Origin of the sequence: Polaromonas jejuensis NBRC 106434 (assembly GCF_001598235.1) — a bacterium.
GTDB classification, from domain to species: Bacteria; Pseudomonadota; Gammaproteobacteria; order Burkholderiales; family Burkholderiaceae_C; genus Polaromonas; species Polaromonas jejuensis.
The window spans coordinates 40,366-57,065 of record NZ_BCYO01000003.1 but is presented as its reverse complement, the minus strand read 5'-3'; the positions used below and the strand labels follow the sequence as shown (position 1 = coordinate 57,065).

General features: G+C 62.1%; 17 protein-coding genes. 8 read left to right on the top strand and 9 right to left on the bottom strand.

Features of this window, described 5'->3' with window-relative positions:
- Positions 1-40: 40 nt before the first annotated feature.
- The 6 genes from PJE01S_RS04710 to PJE01S_RS04690 all read right to left on the bottom strand — a co-directional run bounded on the left by PJE01S_RS04710 (position 41) and on the right by PJE01S_RS04690 (position 6,729).
- Positions 41-2,737: an ABC transporter substrate-binding protein gene (locus PJE01S_RS04710; protein WP_169804361.1), complete on the bottom strand. Its 2,697-nt coding sequence runs from the start codon at positions 2,735-2,737 to the stop codon at positions 41-43.
- Between the two features lie 125 nt (positions 2,738-2,862).
- Positions 2,863-2,991 (bottom strand): hypothetical protein, encoded by a 129-nt coding sequence (locus PJE01S_RS26125; RefSeq protein ID WP_281178556.1) that lies wholly within the window; start codon positions 2,989-2,991, stop codon positions 2,863-2,865.
- 3 nt (positions 2,992-2,994) lie between these two features.
- On the bottom strand, positions 2,995-3,270 hold the full coding sequence (locus tag PJE01S_RS04705; protein ID WP_068832013.1) for a hypothetical protein: 276 nt from the start codon (positions 3,268-3,270) through the stop codon (positions 2,995-2,997).
- 31 nt (positions 3,271-3,301) lie between these two features.
- Positions 3,302-4,294 (bottom strand): substrate-binding domain-containing protein, encoded by a 993-nt coding sequence (locus PJE01S_RS04700; RefSeq protein WP_068832012.1) that lies wholly within the window; start codon positions 4,292-4,294, stop codon positions 3,302-3,304.
- Between the two features lie 76 nt (positions 4,295-4,370).
- Complete coding sequence (locus tag PJE01S_RS04695) at positions 4,371-5,354, bottom strand: Bug family tripartite tricarboxylate transporter substrate binding protein (protein WP_068832011.1); 984 nt, start codon at positions 5,352-5,354, stop codon at positions 4,371-4,373.
- Positions 5,355-5,412: 58 nt separating this feature from the next.
- Entirely contained in the window at positions 5,413-6,729 is a 1,317-nt protein-coding gene (locus tag PJE01S_RS04690) for a Rieske 2Fe-2S domain-containing protein (RefSeq protein WP_068832010.1), read from the bottom strand.
- 122 nt (positions 6,730-6,851) lie between these two features.
- Between PJE01S_RS04690 and PJE01S_RS04685 the strand changes: the two genes are divergently transcribed.
- The 3 genes from PJE01S_RS04685 to PJE01S_RS04675 are packed head-to-tail and all read left to right on the top strand — an operon-like array spanning position 6,852 to position 9,600.
- Positions 6,852-7,841: a PDR/VanB family oxidoreductase gene (locus PJE01S_RS04685; RefSeq protein WP_068832009.1), complete on the top strand. Its 990-nt coding sequence runs from the start codon at positions 6,852-6,854 to the stop codon at positions 7,839-7,841.
- Positions 7,838-9,037, top strand: coding sequence for a Gfo/Idh/MocA family protein (locus PJE01S_RS04680; protein ID WP_068832008.1), 1,200 nt, complete (start codon positions 7,838-7,840; stop codon positions 9,035-9,037). Before PJE01S_RS04685 ends, PJE01S_RS04680 begins: the two co-directional genes overlap by 4 nt.
- Positions 9,034-9,600 carry a MarR family winged helix-turn-helix transcriptional regulator gene (locus PJE01S_RS04675; RefSeq protein ID WP_068832007.1) on the top strand — a complete coding sequence of 189 codons (567 nt, stop codon included), beginning with the start codon at positions 9,034-9,036 and terminating at the stop codon, positions 9,598-9,600. The genes PJE01S_RS04680 and PJE01S_RS04675 overlap by 4 nt, the downstream gene beginning before the upstream one ends.
- A 26-nt stretch (positions 9,601-9,626) precedes the next feature.
- Here the strand turns inward: PJE01S_RS04675 and PJE01S_RS04670 are convergent, their stop codons facing one another.
- Positions 9,627-10,265, bottom strand: coding sequence for a CoA transferase subunit B (locus tag PJE01S_RS04670; protein WP_068832006.1), 639 nt, complete (start codon positions 10,263-10,265; stop codon positions 9,627-9,629).
- A gap of 3 nt (positions 10,266-10,268) precedes the next feature.
- The gene (locus PJE01S_RS04665; RefSeq protein ID WP_068832005.1) at positions 10,269-10,976 is read right to left on the bottom strand and encodes a CoA transferase subunit A; all 708 of its coding nucleotides are present in this window, start codon (positions 10,974-10,976) and stop codon (positions 10,269-10,271) included.
- A 108-nt stretch (positions 10,977-11,084) separates the two neighbouring features.
- Between PJE01S_RS04665 and PJE01S_RS04660 the strand changes: the two genes are divergently transcribed.
- Complete coding sequence (locus PJE01S_RS04660) at positions 11,085-11,639, top strand: LuxR C-terminal-related transcriptional regulator (RefSeq protein WP_068832004.1); 555 nt, start codon at positions 11,085-11,087, stop codon at positions 11,637-11,639.
- A 90-nt stretch (positions 11,640-11,729) separates the two neighbouring features.
- On the top strand, positions 11,730-12,743 hold the full coding sequence (locus tag PJE01S_RS04655) for an SLAC1 anion channel family protein (RefSeq protein ID WP_068832003.1): 1,014 nt from the start codon (positions 11,730-11,732) through the stop codon (positions 12,741-12,743).
- Between the two features lie 125 nt (positions 12,744-12,868).
- On the opposite strand, the gene PJE01S_RS04650 is transcribed toward PJE01S_RS04655, so the two are convergent.
- The gene (locus tag PJE01S_RS04650; RefSeq protein ID WP_068832002.1) at positions 12,869-13,246 is read right to left on the bottom strand and encodes a carboxymuconolactone decarboxylase family protein; all 378 of its coding nucleotides are present in this window, start codon (positions 13,244-13,246) and stop codon (positions 12,869-12,871) included.
- 268 nt (positions 13,247-13,514) lie between these two features.
- On the opposite strand from PJE01S_RS04650, the gene PJE01S_RS04645 reads away from it, so the two are divergent.
- From PJE01S_RS04645 to PJE01S_RS04635, 3 genes are all read left to right on the top strand, one after another.
- Positions 13,515-14,948 carry a catalase gene (locus PJE01S_RS04645; protein WP_068832001.1) on the top strand — a complete coding sequence of 478 codons (1,434 nt, stop codon included), beginning with the start codon at positions 13,515-13,517 and terminating at the stop codon, positions 14,946-14,948.
- 149 nt (positions 14,949-15,097) lie between these two features.
- Complete coding sequence (locus PJE01S_RS04640) at positions 15,098-15,697, top strand: peroxidase-related enzyme (RefSeq protein WP_068832000.1); 600 nt, start codon at positions 15,098-15,100, stop codon at positions 15,695-15,697.
- A 105-nt stretch (positions 15,698-15,802) separates the two neighbouring features.
- On the top strand, positions 15,803-16,690 hold the full coding sequence (locus PJE01S_RS04635) for a metal-dependent hydrolase (RefSeq protein WP_068831999.1): 888 nt from the start codon (positions 15,803-15,805) through the stop codon (positions 16,688-16,690).
- Positions 16,691-16,700 lie beyond the last annotated feature (10 nt).

Below are 16,700 nucleotides of genomic sequence, written 5' to 3'. Positions count from 1 at the left end.
CCCACGACGCCAGCTTGCCGCGTTGAATTTCACACTGTCATCAAAACGCTTTGGCCTCCGCAGCACCCAGGGTGAAATAAAATTCTGCGCCCTGCCCTTCAACAGCATGCGCCCAGACCCGCCCACCGTGCCTGGAGATGATGCGCTGCACCGTGGCCAGTCCGATGCCGGTTCCTGAAAAATCAGACGGCGAATGAAGCCGCTGGAAGGTGCCAAACAGCTTGCTGGCGTATGCCATGTCAAACCCGGCACCGTTGTCCTTGACGAAATAAACGGTTTCGCCGCCTGCGCCGGCCTCGCGGCCTACATCAATCCGTGCCAGGGCCTTCTTTGACGTGAACTTCCAGGCGTTGCCCACGAGGTTATCCATGACGACCGACAGCAGCACGGGGTCGCCGCGCGCCAACAAGTCCTCCTGAATATGCATGTGCACCTGGCGCCCGGGCTCGCGCTCCCTGCACGCCTGCTCCGCCCGCCTGGCAATGGCGGCAAGGTCAACCGTTGCGGACTTCAGCGGATCGCGCGCCAGCTTCGCCAGGGACAGAAGGCCTTCAATCAGCTCGCCCATCTGCCTCGTCCCGGCGCGAATCCGGCTCAGGTAGTGCCGCCCCTGTTCGCCGACCTTGTCCACGCCCATGCGCTCCATCAGCTGGCTGAACCCGTCGATCGTACTCAGGGGCGAGCGCAGGTCGTGCGACACGGAATAGGAAAAAGCCTCCAGCTCCCGGTTCACCGCCTCCAGCTGGGCGGTGCGCCGGCGCACACGGTCCTCCAGCTCGGCGTTGAGCTGAAGAATGCTTTCCTGCGCCCGCTTGCGCTCGGTGATGTCCTGGCAGGAGCCGTGTATCCGGGTGATCTTGCCGCTGTCGTCGCGCAAGGCTTCGGCGACGGAACGGACCCAGACGCGGCGCCCCTTGGCCGTGATGATTTCCAGCTCTTCATCAAAGGGCGTGCCGTCCCGGATGCAAATTTCCATCGCAGAAGTGATTTTCTCCCGCCATTCCCGCGCATAGAACTGCAGGGCGTCATGCAGCAGCGGGCTGCTGCCGGCCGGCATGTCATGAATCTTGCAGACTTCATCAGACCAGACCACATGATCGGCCGCCACATCCAGCATCCAGCCGCCCAACCGCGCGGTGCGCCCTGCGATCTGCAACAGCACCTCGCTCTGGCGCAGTTTGTCCTCTGTCGCCCGGCGCGCCGTGATGTCCTCGGTCACCGCGATGACATACATAGGCAGGCGGTCCGCCGAGCGCACCAGCGACACTGTTGAATGGACCCACACGGAGCCACCGCCTTTTTTGAGATAGCGCTTTTCGTCGGAAAAGGTGTCGAATTCACCGGCGATCATCCGGTCCCTCAGCCCTGCATAACGAAGACGGTCCTCGGGGTGTGTCAGCTCACGCGTGTCCATGCCCTGCAGGTCGGCCTCCGTGTAACCGACAATCGCATGGTAGGCGGGATTGGCCATCAGAAAATGTCCATCAGGCGTGTTCATCACAATGCCTGCGGCAGCGGTGCCAAATATCAGCTGAACCATCTCCTGGCTGACTTTGAGCTGCTGCTGCACCTCGGTGCGGTGGTTGACTTCTGCCTGCAGTTCCCGCGTTCGCTCGCGCACCTTGCGGCGAATCTGCAGGTTCCAGAGCAGCACCAGCGCCACCAGCGCGAAGACTGCCAGGCCAGCGCCCGTCAGCCATCGCAACAGCCCGGGATCGACGCCGGCGTCGGGCTCGTACATCAAACCCGCCAGTGAATAATCGGTCCGCACCAGCCCCTGCTCCGCCAGCGTCCGTGCGATGTGCTCGAACCGGCCTGGATTCATATGCCCGATCTCCACCACATCCGGCAGGATGAAGGGCCGCATCTCGACGGCTTCCCTGATCAGGATCTCACGCGTCAGCCCCCGTTGCACGACACCGTCCATTTCAAGGATCAAACCGGCGATCTCATCGCCATGGCTGAGCGCATAGTCCCAACCTTTTCGGGTAGCGCGCAGGAACGCGGCAGTGCGCTCGGGGTGTTTCGCGACTTCAGCCTCTGTCGTGAAAAGAATGTCGCCGTAGAAATCAACGCCATAGTCAAGGCTGCGCATCGTCGCCGGAGATACACCACGGGCGCGCAGCAGCGCAGGCTCTACGGTGGCGTAGGCCGACATGGCGTCCACCTCGCCTGCGATCAGGTCCTCGAGCTTCCAGGACTGCGGAAGAATATTGACGAGCTTCGGATCGATGCCCTCGCGCTGCAACATGGCGCGCAACTGGATGGCACCCTGGTCTTCCGACATCATGACCTTTGCGCCGATGAGATCACTGAGCGTGCGGATATTGCGGTCCCGCCGGCTCATGATGACATAGGGCGAATGCTGGAAAATCGCCGCCAGTGCCACAATCGGCTGCCCATTGATCCGGGTTGCTACAAGGTCGGAGTCGCCAATACTGAACTGGGCTTCACCGCTGAGGACTGTGGCCACGGGCGGTCTGTCCGGGCCGCCCTCTCTGATCGTGACCTCCAGCCCTTCATCATGGTAAAAACCTTTGGCCTGGGCGGCGTAATAGCCGGCGAACTGGAACTGGTGGAGCCACTTGAGCTGCAGCGTCAGACGCTCCGGCTGCGCGGCGCCTAGGGCCGGGCCGGCGCAGCCAGCCCACAAGGCCAACACCGCCAGCACGCCCAAAGCGGCGATGCGCACGCCAGATGATCCCGCCGAGGTCAACGAGGACTTTGGCGAGCGCATGTAGCAAAGCATTGTGATTTCAGTCTAGCACGCGCCCTCATCCGCCGCGTGAAAGATATCAGCCCAGCCGGAGGATACCAGCCGGCAGGGGCCTTTCCCAAGGGGGGCCGGCCAGGCCAGCCGGTTCAGCGCATCGCGCTGATGAAAATTCCCGGCCAAGTCATGGCGCTGCCGAGCAGCAGCCAGGCCATCACGGCCGTAAAGAGGGGACTGTTCACCTGGAAAATGCTGGCCTTGGCAGGGCCGAAGCGCACGACCTATTCGTAAAAAACCCAGCGGCCCAAATAAGTGGTGAATGCGCCCGCTGCTGCAAACCGCCGGAATGCCTGCGCATTCCACAGCAAACCATCAGGCCAAAACCCTGGCTGCACAGCAAGCGCCAGCGAAGAAAAGACGACGTTGGTGCTTGTCGCAATCAGAAATCCCAAGCCGAGGTCGATACGGCTTGAGGCAACTTTGGTGACCAGGATGCTCGTCGTGAAAAGCAGCAAGGCGCCCATGGCCGGCAGATAGCCCAGAAAGGCTTCAGACATCAGCGGCCAAACGCCGGGGTTTCATACCGTGTCAGATCTTGAACGCCTCAAGCGACTCGGGGGCAAACAGCTCACTGGGCTTCAGCAGCCGCTTTGAAAGGCCTTGCTCAAACGAGTAGCGCAGGAAGGTTTGCAGGGTGGCTTCGTTCTTCTCAAAGCCGTAAGGCCAGAAGTCTTCGCCCATCTCACGCCTGACCTGCTCGACGTGCGATGTCAGCCACGGCAGCATGGCCTTGAGCGCCGCGGTTTCATACAGGTCTTCGTAGGTACGCCGCTGCGACTCTTCCAGTGCCTTCATCATCGAACGCGCCACCCAGCGGTTGGCCTCGTACACGTCGCGGCGGATTGCCACGGTATGCATGATGGGAAACATTTTCGTTTCCTTGAAGTAATTGCGCTCGACCTGCTCGTAGTCTTCGAAAAGGCGCTTTACCTTTCCGCCGCCCTTCAAAAAGCTTGAAGGCATGCGCGCGGTATAGAGTGCATCAATCTCGCCGTCCAGCAGCATTTGCGCCAGCGTCTGCTCGGGGCCGATGCGCTCGACCTTGATGTTGGCCGGCAAATCAAGCTTGATCTTTTCAGGCCGGCCCGGCTCCTCCTCGCCGCCGGTGAAATAGGTGACGCTGTCCACGGGCACCCCATAGTGATCCGACAGGATGCCGCGGATCCAGACCGGCGCGGTCATCTGGTACTCGGGGTTGCCGACACGCTTGCCGATCAAGTCCCTGGCTTCGCGGATGCCCGATTTGGCATTCACATAAATACAGGAATGACGGAAAAAGCGCGACGGAAACACCGGGATTGCCACAAAAGGCCGCGCCTCATTGAACATGGACACGGTGTAGGACGACAGCGACATTTCGGCCACATCGAACTCTTTGTGCCGCAACATGCGAAAGAAGGTTTCCTCCACCGGCATGTTGAGGTAGTTCAAATCAATGCCGTCGGGCTGAACGCTTCCGTCCATCAGGGCACGGGTGCGGTCATAGTTCCAGCAGCCGAAGGTAAGTTTAAGTTTTGACATTTGAGAATCTGGAGGCTGAAGTTGAGAGCGGCCGGGTGAGGCCGCGATGGGGGTATCCGACAAGGGCGGGGGCTGATTACTCCGCCTTGATGCCTGCAGCGGCAATGGCTTTTGCCAGGCGTTCGTTTTCGCCGAGGACGGCCTTGTTGTAGTCGGCCGGGCCGCTGCCGATCGGGTCAATGCCGGCCTTGTTGAGTGACTGGATGACTTCAGGCATTTTGGCGATCTGCGCCATTTCGGCGCTGATGCGGTCTATCGCACTGGCCGGCGTGCCCGTTGCCGCGAGGACACCGACGATGGGTGCAAAATCAAAACCCGGAATGATTTCTGCAATGGCGGGCACATTGGGCTCCAGGCTGGAGCGCTGCGCCGCATTGGTGGCCAGCAGCTTGATCTGCCCGGCTTTCACAAACCCCGACAGCGAAGGCAGCGCCGAGAACAGCACATCCACCTGGCCGCCAATCAGCGCCGGCACCGACTGCCCGGAGCCCTTGAATGGCACGTGCGCCAGGTCCAGGCCCAGCGAAGCTTTCAGTGCCTCCATGGTCAGGTGGTGCGTGCTGCCGATACCCGAGGAACCGTAGTTCAGCGTGCCGGGCTTGGCCTTGGCCAGCGCAATGAATTCCTGCAGGGTATTGGCCGACACCTTGGTATGCACCGCCAGGTACAGCGGCGCGCGTGCCGCCAGCGACACGGGCATGAAGTCCCGTTTGTAGTCGTAGCCCTGTTTTTTGTAGATGGCCGGGTTGATGGAGAACATCGAACCATCGGTCACCAGGAAGGTGTAGCCGTCCTTGGGCGCCGTGGCCAGGGCCTGGGCCGCCACCACGCCGTTGGCGCCTGGACGGTTGTCCACTACCACCGGCTGCCCCAGCTTGTCGCCGAGCCGCTGCGCAAAGATGCGCGCCACCGTGTCCGGCAGGCCGCCGGCAGAGTAAGGCACGACAAATTTGATGGGCCTGTTGGGGTAGGCGCCCTCGGCGCGCGCCAGCATGGGCAGCACCAGGGCGCCGGCCGACAGCAGGGCAGCGGCCAGCAAAAGAATACGGCGTTGTTTCATGGAAATGTCTCCAGCTTGTTGTATGGAAATTCTTGGCGGTCGGGGAAGGCGTCAGCGCCTAGGAAGCGGACGTGGAATAAGAAGGCTCCAGCGCGGGTTCGTTCGAATCCCACACATGGGACGTCGAAAAAGCACGCCAGTCGGTCGTTTTGGGAACAATAGCCTGGAACGCGCAGACGCTGGAAGGGATACGGGACTCGCCGGTGCCGATCGCGGGGGCTCCGTCCTGAAAAGCGCGTACCGCCTCCAGCATCTGCTTGCGGAACTCCACGACGGCCAGATCGCTGGCGCCGAGCCGGTCATGGGTGCGATCGGCAATCGGCCCCATGGTCACCCACATCGCGATGTCCTGGTTGGGAAAGCCGGTGATGCCGGTGAAGTTGCCGGCTTTCATCGCGGCGCGGTCCTGCCAGAAGTGGTTGCCCCGATGACGCAGCGGCACGTATTTTTCATCCAGGTCTGGCCCGATCTGCTGGCCCAGAAACGTCCTCCAGGTGGCCGTGTCGGGTGTTTGTGCCGGATGGCCCCAGGCGATGAAGTAAAACGCCGTGTTGGTGTCGTCCATCGGCACGTTGATGTTGGCCACGTTGTAGAGGTTGTTGGGCGGGATCAATGCGGTTGCAGGCGCCACGAAGACGGTGGAGCGCACGTAGTCGTTCGCGGCCGCGTTGGTGATGGGCCGCCGTATGGCCGCATAGCGAAAGCCATAGGGCCCGCGCTCCACCTGCATGCGCGGCGCCTTGTCGGTAGAGGGTCGCAACCAGTTGGTGTCGGTCGCCTCGGCGCCTTCTACCCGGGCCGGCACCATGTCCGACGAGTGCAGGCTGGAGCTGTGCGCCGAATCGATGGCGCCCTCCAGAATCTGGGCCCAGTTGCAGGGGATGATGGCCTTGGCAATCGTCACCTGCGCGTCTGCCGTGGGTGCCCACGCAGGCGGCTGAAACTCGGGCTGGGTTTCCGGCGGGCCCATGTAAGCCCAGACAAAACCGCCCCACTCTTTCACCGGGTAGGCCAGGTGCTTGACCTTTTGCGCCATGCCGCTGGCCGCCGGCTCAGAGACCATTTCCAGCACGTTGCCCTCCACATCCATCTTCCAGCCGTGGTACAGGCAGCGCAGGCCGCAGTCTTCATTGCGGCCGAACACCAGTGACACGCGCCGATGCGGGCAATACTCGTCCATCACGCCCACACGGCCCTTGGTGTCACGAAACACCACCAGGTCTTCGCCAAACACCCTCGCCTTGACGGGCGTGCCGTCCGGCTCGCTGACCTCTTCGATCAGGCAAACCGGCGTCCAGTGGCGGCGCATCAGCTGGCCCATGGGGGCCTTGCCTTCCACGCGGCACAACAAGTCATTTTCTTCAGCGGTCAACATCGCGAATGTCCTTCAAATTTCAACTCAAAACAGCTTGCAAATCCGGAGCAACCGGATTATTCTTAGATGACTAAGATTATCGCGATTTTATGACTTGTCAAGAAAATTTTGTGGAGACACCCATGAGCGTTAACCCTGACGTCGCAACGGATGCGGCAACCGTGGAGCCGGATTTCTTCAACCTCCGGGTTGTAAAAAAGGAAGCCGTCGCACAAGGCATTTACCTGTTCGAGCTGCGTCATCCCGATGGCGCGCCGCTCCCCGCTTTCAGCGCCGGATCCCACTTGACGGTGCAGGTGCCCAGCGGCGTGCGGCGCAACTACTCGCTGTGCAGCAATCCGGCGGACACCAGCGCCTGGCAGATCGCCGTCAAGCGCGACCATGCCGGGCGCGGCGGCTCCGTCAGCATGGCCGACGACGTGCATCTCGGCCAGCTGCTTTCGGTGAGCGCCCCCCGGAACAATTTCGCGCTGGCAGAACGCGCCATGGACTTTATTTTTGTGGCCGGCGGCATTGGCATCACCCCCATCCTGTCGATGATGCGCCACCTCAAAAGCACGGGCCGCGGCGGCTTCAAGCTCTACTACTGCACACGAGATGCGGCCGGCACCGCCTTCATGGACGACATCCATTCAGAATTTGCCGGCCAGGTCCAGATTCACCACGACAACGGCGACATGGGGCAGGCGCTGGACTTGTGGCCGGTGTTTGAAAGGCCCGCCGCCGCGCATGTTTACTGCTGCGGCCCCAAAGGCCTCATGGACAGCGTGGCGGACATGTCGGGCCACTGGCCTTCCGGCACCGTGCATTTTGAAAGCTTCGGTGTCGATGCCAAGGCCTATGCCGAAAACGCCCCCTTCACCGTCCGCCTTGAAAAGACAGGCGCCACCCTTGACGTGGGTGCCGGACAGACCCTCCTGGAAGCCCTGCGCGGCAAGGGATTGCGCGTGCCCAGCTCCTGCGAAAGCGGTACCTGCGGCTCGTGCAAAACCGGCCTGCTGGCCGGCGAGGCCGAACACCGCGACATGGTGCTGAGCGACGAAGAAAAAGCCGACCACATCATGGTCTGCGTGTCGCGTGCCAAATCGCCTGAACTGGTACTGGACTTATGACAAACAGGACACTGAAGATTGGCGTCGTCGGCCTGGGGCGGGCTTTCACGCTCATGCTGCCCACCTTTGTGCATGACAGCCGCGTCAAGCTGGTGGGCGCGACCGACCCCATTGCCGCTGCCCGGGCACAGTTTGAAAAAGACTTTGGTGCGCCCGGCTACGAATCGATGGAGGCGCTGTGCGCCAACCCGGCGGTTGAAGTGCTTTACATCGCCTCCCCGCACCAGTTTCATGCCGCGCATGTGTGCCTCGCCGCTTCACACGGCAAACACGTGATGGTTGAAAAACCCATGGCCCTGACGGTGCACGAATGCACCCGCATGATCGAGGCCACCCGCCGTGCGGGCGTTCACCTCATCGTGGGGCACAGCCACAGCTTCAATACGCCCATCCGGCGCACACGGGAAATCATTGACAGCGGCCGCTACGGCGCTGTGCGGATGATTAACGCACTGAACTTCACCGATTTCCTGTACCGGCCACGCAGGCCGGAAGAGCTGGACACCCAGGCCGGCGGCGGCGTCATCCACAGCCAGGCGACGCACCAGATGGACATCGTCCGGCTGCTGGGCGGCGGGCTGGTGAACAGCGTACGCGCCCACACCGGCTCATGGGATGCGGCCCGCCCGACGGAAGGCGCCTACAGCGCCCTCCTGGGCTTTGAAGGCGGCGCGTTCGCCTCTGCCACCTACAGCGGCTACGGCCACTACGATTCGGACGAGCTGATGGACAACATCGGCGAGATGGGCCAGGCGAAAGACCCGGACGACTACGGCGCAGCACGCAAGCGCCTGCAAAACGCCGCCACGTCCACTGAGGAAAGCGCGCTGAAAGCGGCACGCAACTATGGCGGCAGCCTGTATGTGCCCGGCACCGCCCTGCCCCAAAACCTGGCGCATCAGCATTTCGGGCAAATCATTGTGAACTGCGAAAAGGCCGACTTGCGGCCCGGCGCAACCGGGATCGCTATCTACACCGACAGCCAAAAAGTGATTGAGACCCTGCCCGCGCCCGTCATTCCCCGCCGGGAGGTGATTGACGAGCTTTTCGCTACCGTGGTGAAGGACCGCCCGGCCGTTCACAGCGGTGAATGGGCCCGCGCCACCACGGCAGTCTGCCTGGCCCTGCTGCAGTCGGCACGAACAGGCAGCGCGTGCCGGCCCCGGCACCAAGTCAGTCACAATGCCGGTTCATGACCCACGACACCCAAAACATCATCCGCCACTGGCGCGAGGCCGTCCCCAATGACCGCCTGGCACACCTGATCCGTGACGCGTCGCGCGCCTTTCAGAAGGCGCTGCAAATACGCCTGGCATCGCAGGGCGTGCCCTTCGGCCACTGGACATTTCTGCGCATTCTCTGGGAATCGGACGGCCTCACGCAAAAGGAACTCAGCGAGCGCGCCGGCGTGATGGAGCCCACCACCTTCTCCGCCATGAAGGCCATGGAGGCCCTTGGCTACATCGTTCGCAAGCAGTTGCCCACCAACAAGAAAAATGTGTACGTCTACCTGAGCGAGGAAGGGCGTGCGCTGAAGAAGCTGCTGGTGCCCATGGCGGAAGAAACCAACAGCGTGAGCATTGAAGGCATTGCAGCCGAAGAGATCAAGCTCACGCGCAAGGTGCTGCTGGCCATGATAGAGAACCTGGCCAAGGACGAGCTGCTGCAGGCCCCACCGGTCAAACGCAAAGCCGCCGCTGAGCGCAAGAAAAGCGAAAAGACCGCGAAACCGCGCGGCGCCCGCAAAGCCGCGGCCTGAACGGGCCGGCGGCCGCTATTTCAGGGTCAGAGGAGCTTGACGCCCGTCTTGGCCTGCAGGGCTTCTTTCGTCACGCCGGGGGCCAGTTCCACCACCTTGAGGCCCTGAGGCGTCACGTCCATCACGGCCAGATCGGTGATGATGCGGTCCACCACGCCCACGCCGGTCAGCGGCAGCGTGCAGCGCGGCAGGATCTTCAGGTCTTCGGTGCCGTCCTTCTTTTTGGCGACATGCTCCATGAGGACGATCACGCGCTTGACACCGGCCACCAGGTCCATGGCGCCGCCCATGCCCTTGACCATCTTGCCCGGAATCATCCAGTTGGCCAGGTCGCCGTGTTCGCTCACCTGCATGGCGCCCAGGATGGACAGGTTGATCTTGCCGCCGCGAATCATGGCAAAGCTGTCATGGCTGCCGAAGATCGACGAGCCCTTGATGGTGGTGACGGTCTGCTTGCCGGCGTTGATCAGGTCGGCATCGACTTCGTCTTCGGTGGGAAACGGGCCAATGCCCAGCATGCCGTTTTCCGACTGCAGCCAGACTTCCTTGTCGGCTGGCACATAGTTGGCCACCAGGGTCGGAATGCCTATGCCGAGGTTGACGTAAAAGCCGTCTTCGAGCTCTTGCGCGGCACGCGCCGCCATTTGGTCTTGTGTCCATGCCATGATTTACGCTCCTGCTTTCTCGGTGACGGTTCGTTTCTCGATGCGCTTTTCGGGATTCGGGTTGTGCACGATGCGGTGCACATAAATGCCTGGCAAGTGAATCGAGTCGGGCTCAAGTTCACCCGTCTCCACCACATGCTCGACTTCCACAATGCAGACCCTGCCGGCCATGGCGGCCGCCGGATTGAAGTTGCGCGCCGTCAGGCGGAACTGCAGGTTGCCCGACTTGTCGGCCACATGCGCCTTGACCAGCGCCACGTCAGGCACCAGCGCCCGCTCCATCACATAGGTCTCGCCGTCAAACTCGCGCAGCTCCTTGCCTTCGGCCACCTGCGTGCCCACACCGGTCTTGGTGAAGAAGGCCGGGATGCCGGCGCCGCCCGCGCGCAGCTTTTCAGCCAGCGTGCCCTGCGGCGTGAATTCAAGTTCCAGCTCGCCTGCGAGGTACTGGCGCTCGAACTCCTTGTTCTCGCCCACGTAGCTGGAGATCATCTTCTTGATCTGCCGCGTTTGCAGCAGCTTGCCCAGGCCAAAACCGTCAACGCCGGCATTGTTGGAGATCACCGTCAGGCCCTTGACCTGGCTGCCCTTCAAGGCGTCGATCAAGGCCTCGGGAATGCCGCACAATCCAAAGCCACCCACGGCCAATAATTGACCGTCCTTGACGACGCCCTTGAGCGCCTCTTCCGCGGAAAGATAAAGTTTGTTCACAAATGTCTCCTGGTAAACATCAACTGCGCTTGCAAACGACCAATAAGGCCGAGAGTTGGTTACGATACTACGTATCTCAGTACGTAGTTTTTCGTAAAGGTTAGCCCCATGGACGTGAATTACCAGCTCGCTTTCGACCTCGCGCCGGTAGGACTGGTGCTATCCCGCAACCGCTCCATTGTGGACTGCAACCAGCATGTCTGCGACATGTTTGGCACCAGCCGTGAGCGACTCATGGGGCAATCCTTCCTGATTCTCTATCCCAGCGTCGATGAATACGAGCGCATAGGCGCCCGCATGCTGCCCATCCTCAACGCCACCGGCATGTATTCGGACAACCGCATCATGAAGCGCGTGGATGGACGCAACAAGGACGAAACCTTCTGGTGCCATGTCACCGGGCGCGCCCTGAACCGAGCCGTGCCGCATGAGGCCGGCATCTGGACCTTTGAAGACCTGAGCGCCAGCCGGCCGGTGACGGCCGAGCTGACCGCCCGCGAGCGCGAAGTGGCCGCCCATCTGATGCGTGGTCTGACGTCCAAGGAAATCGGCCGCGCCCTCGTCATCAGCCACCGCACCGTGGAGATTTACCGGGCGCGCCTGATGCGCAAATACAAGGCCTCGACCACGGCCGACCTGGTGCAGAAACTGATGGCCGGCTGAACCCATTTCGCTATCTATTTGATAGCTTATTGCGCTTGTTCCATGGGCGCCATAGCCCTAAAATGCCTGAAAAATTCATAAAGGAGCGCCATGAACACGACCGCGGCCCATCCCTCCGCCGACACCCGCAACGCTGCACCCGACAGCGCCCTGCACCATCTGCCGGTCAGCCTGTTCGGCGCTGTCATGAGCTTGAGCGCCCTGTGCCTGGCCTGGCGCATCGCCGCCGCTGCCTACAGCCTCCCGACGCTGATATCAGAAACCATAGGCGGGGCCGCCGTGCTGGTCTTTCTCGTGCTGTGCGCGGCCTACGGCATGAAGCTGGTGCGCGCGCCGGCCGCCGTGCATGCCGAGTTCGTGCACCCCGTGGCGGCCAACTTCTTCGCCACTTTCATCATCTCGCTGCTGCTGTTGCCGGCCGTGCTGCTGCCTTATGCGCGGCCGCTGGCAGGCGCCCTGTGGGTGCTGGGCGCGCTGCTGATGGTGCTGTTTGCCTGGTGGATGGTCAAGCGCTGGATGAGCGTGCGCCAGCAACTCGCACATGCCACGCCGGCCTGGATCGTGCCGGTGGTCGGCACGCTGGACATCCCGATTACCGGCAACTTGCTGGGTTGGCCCGGTCTGTACGAGGTGGCTTTGTTTTCGCTGGCGGTGGGCCTGTTCTTCACGCTGCCGCTGTTCGCCCTGATCTTTGCGCGCCTGCTGCTTGAAGAACCCATGCCCGCAGCGCAGCGGCCTTCGCTGCTGATTTTGCTGGCGCCGTTTGCCGTGGGCTTTTCGGCCTATGTGGGCACGGTGGGGCAGATGGACCTGCTGGCCAGCGGCCTGTTTTACCTGGCGCTGTTCATGCTGGCCGTGCTGTTTCCCAAGCTGCTCGATTTGCCGGGCTGCTGCCCGTTTCGCGTGTCGTGGTGGGCGGCGGGCTTTCCGATGGCCGCCGCCTCGATTGCCGCGCTGACCTACGCAACGCACCTGGGCGCGGCCTTTGCCCACATCCTGGCGCTGATGCTGCTGGCCTTCACCACCCTGTTGGTGCTGGGCCTGGCCTGGCGCACGCTGCACGGCATCGCGCAAGGCGAACTGAAAACCCTCACGCTGGCCTGAGCAGCCCCTGTGATCGGCGAATCCGAGCGCCCCCTGCAGATGGCAAGCTTGCTACGTTTTTAATAGCTGCTTGCGCATAGCCTGGAGCCGCCGCAGCCTCAAAACCCTTGAACAATACTTGACGTTCAGGGTTTTCCAGGCGCGTCAATCACGTCGGCCGCGCTGCGAAACGCCTCGACCGCGCTCGGCACGCCGCAATACACGGCGGCGTGCAACAGAAGCTCCTGAATTTCCTCTGGCGTGGCGCCGTTGTTCAGCGCGCCACGCACATGGCCTTTGAGCTCATGTTGCCTGCCCAGCGCCGTCAGCATGGCGACCGTGACGAGGCTGCGGGTCTTGAGGTCCAGGCCGGGACGCTGCCAGACATCGCCCCAGGCCTTGGCCGTGATGTGCTCCTGCATCGGCCGGGTGAAATCGGTGGCGCCGGCAAAGGCCTTGGCCACAAAGTCTTCGCCCATCACCTGCTTGCGGGTGGCCAAACCTTTTTCGAACTGGGAATCCATGTGCGCGCTCCTGAATCAAAGCCGCCAGCATAGCGGGCACGCTCATGCCGGTGCCACCCGTTCGGGAAAGACTTCAGGCGGCAACAGGGCTTGCCTATCGGCGCTTTGAATAATTACTATGGACACGCTATTGCGCTTCCAATAGTCAACAGCCACAATAAAACATAAATTAATAGCTTATATCTATTGATGAAGATCCGGTGATCCCAGCGGAACCGGAAGACGGAAATTCAGCCCCGCCACTTTGAAGCAGAAAAGGAAAGCAGCCATGAGCAAATTAACCACCGCCGCCGGCGCCCCTGTCGTTGACAACCAGAACACGCAAACCGCAGGCCCGCGCGGACCCGTGCTGTTGCAGGATGTCTGGCACCTGGAAAAGCTGGCCCACTTTGCCCGCGAGGTGATTCCCGAGCGGCGCATGCATGCCAAGGGCTCGGGCGCCTTCGGCAGCTTTACCGTGACGCACGACATCACCCGCTACACCAAGGCCAAAATCTTTTCCGCCATCGGCCAAAAGACGGAACTGGCAATTCGCTTCTCCACCGTCGCCGGTGAGCGGGGAGCGGCCGATGCCGAGCGCGACATCCGCGGCTTTGCCGTCAAGTTCTACACCGAAGAGGGCAACTGGGATCTGGTCGGCAACAACACGCCGGTGTTCTTCCTGCGCGACCCGCTGAAGTTTCCCGACCTCAACCGCGCCGTGAAGCGCGACCCGCGCACCAACCTGCGCAGCGCCGAAAACAACTGGGATTTCTGGACCCTGCTGCCCGAAGCGCTGCACCAGGTCACCATCGTGATGAGCGATCGCGGCATTCCCAGGTCCTACCGCCACATGCACGGTTTTGGCAGCCATACCTTCAGCTTCATCAATGCAAAGAATGAACGCTTCTGGGTCAAGTTCCACCTCGTCACGCAGCAAGGCATCCAGAACCTGACCGACGCCGAAGCCGCCGAACTGGTGGGCCGCGACCGTGAAAGCGCGCAGGCCGATTTGCTGAACGCGATCGACAACAAGGACTTCCCGCGCTGGAATCTGAAGATCCAGGTCATGCCCGAAAAAGACGCTGCCACCTACCACCTGAACCCCTTCGACCTGACCAAGGTCTGGCCGCACAAGGACTACCCGCTGATCGACGTCGGCGTGCTGGAGCTCAACCGCAACCCCGAAAACTACTTCGCCGAAATCGAGCAGCTGGCCTTCTCACCGGCCAATGTGGTGCCGGGCATCAGCTTCTCGCCCGACAAGATGCTGCAGTCGCGCCTGTTCAGCTATGGCGATGCGCAGCGCTACCGGCTGGGTGTGAACCACCACCAGATTCCGGTCAATGCACCCAAGTGCCCCTTCCACAGCTACCACCGCGACGGCAGCATGCGCGTGGACAACAACAATGGCGCGGAGATCGGCTACGAGCCCAACAGCAAGGGCGCATTGCAAGAGCAGCCCGACTTTGCAGAGCCGCCGCTGTCGATTGAAGGCGCGGCCGACCACTGGAACCACCGCGTGGATGACGACTACTACTCGCAGCCGGGCAAGCTGTTCCGCCTGATGACGCCGGCGCAGCAACAGGTGCTGTTTGACAACACCGCCCGCTCCGTCGGCGGCGCCTCCAAGGTGATACAGGAGCGCCACATCGCCAACTGCACCAAGGCCGATCCGGCCTATGGCGCCGGCGTGGCCAGGGCACTGGCCAAACTGGCCTGAGCCGCGGCAACTCCATGGCTGGCCTGACGCAAGACGGCCAGCCACTGACACAAGCGCATGGTTTCACGGCCATGCGCTTTTTTATGGCCCGCACCTGAACGTATCATTGCCTGCAAGCATCACTCACCCAAAGAGAAGGAGACAAGACCATGCGCGCACGCTACCCCGCCCCCGAACTCAAGGATTTGCCCGATGACATCAAGGCCAAGGTGCTGGAGGTGCAGGAAAAGGCCGGCTTTGTGCCGAATGTGTTTCTGGCGCTGGCGCGCCGGCCGGCCGAGTGGCGCGCCTTCTTCGCCTACCACGATGCGCTGATGCTCAAGGAAGCGGGCTCCAACCCCAACGGGTCCCTCACCAAGGGCGAGCGCGAAATGATAGTCACCACCACCAGCGCGGCCAACAAGTGCCTGTACTGCGTGGTGGCGCATGGCGCGATCCTGCGCATTTACGAAAAGAAGCCGCTGGTGGCCGACCAGGTGGCTGTGAATTACCGCAAGGCCGACATCACGCCGCGCCAGCGCGCCATGCTCGACTTCGCGATGAAGGTCTGCCAGCAGTCCGACCAGATTGAAGACGCCGACTTTGAGGCCCTGTACGCGCACGGCTTTGACGATGAAGACGCCTGGGACATTGCGGCCATTACCGCGTTTTTTGGCCTCTCGAACCGCATGGCCAGCTTCAGCAACATGCAGCCCAATCCCGAGTTCTACCTGATGGGACGCGTTCCCAAACCCGCCAAGCCCTCTTGATGCTATCTATTTAATAGCAACTTTCGCCCATGTTGATTGGGCTACAGGCCAATTCAACGCGCACCAGTGGGTCCTCAAACTCCGGTGTACCCAGCAGCGACAACCATGCAACACAGTCCCAGCCCTTCTGCCACCCTGGCGCATGCCAGCGGCCTCACCGTGCGCAAGCTGCAGGTGGACCTGAGCCAGGGTTTTGCGCGCCACTGGCACGGCGGCGACGCTTTTTTAAGCCAGTACTACAACGCGCTGTCCATGAGTTTTCCGGTCGGCGAGCAGTCCTTCATTGATTCGGTGCGCGACGGCCTGAAGCTGCTGCCCGAAAGCCCCGAGAATGCGAAGCTGCGCGAAGCCGCGACCCAGTTCATTGGCCAGGAAGCCACGCACCGCCATGTGCACATCCTGTACAACGCGCACCTGGAAAAGCAGGGCCTGGTCAACCGCTGGCAGCACTGGGCCAGCCGGCGCATCGATTTCGGCAGAAAGCGGGGCATACACCCGCGGCACTGGCTGGCCGTCACCGCCGCCTATGAGCACTGCACCGCCGTGTTTGCCGACGGCACGCTGCGCTACGAACGCTGGTTTGCCAACGCCGATCCCAAAATGGCAACGCTATGGCGCTGGCACGCAGCCGAAGAAACCGAACACCGCGCCGTGGCGTTTGATTTGTACACCGCGCTGGGCGGCAATTACGCCTGGCGCATTCGCTGGTATTTTTATGCGCTGCTGCTGTTCATCCTGGACGCCGGCCGCCAGACCGTGCTCAACCTGTGGCATGACGGCAGCGCCTTCAAGCCCGGCACCTGGTGGAGCGCACTGAAATTCTTCTGGGGCAAGGACGGCATGGTCTGGCGCTGCACCGGGCCGCTGCTCGCCTACCTGCGGCGCGACTTCCACCCCGACCAGGAAGCGCACAGCGCGCCCGAAGCCCAGGGCCAGGCACTGGCCGCGCGCTGGCTGGCCGACAACGCCAAAAGCTGGCGTGCCGTGCGCTGACGGCATCGCC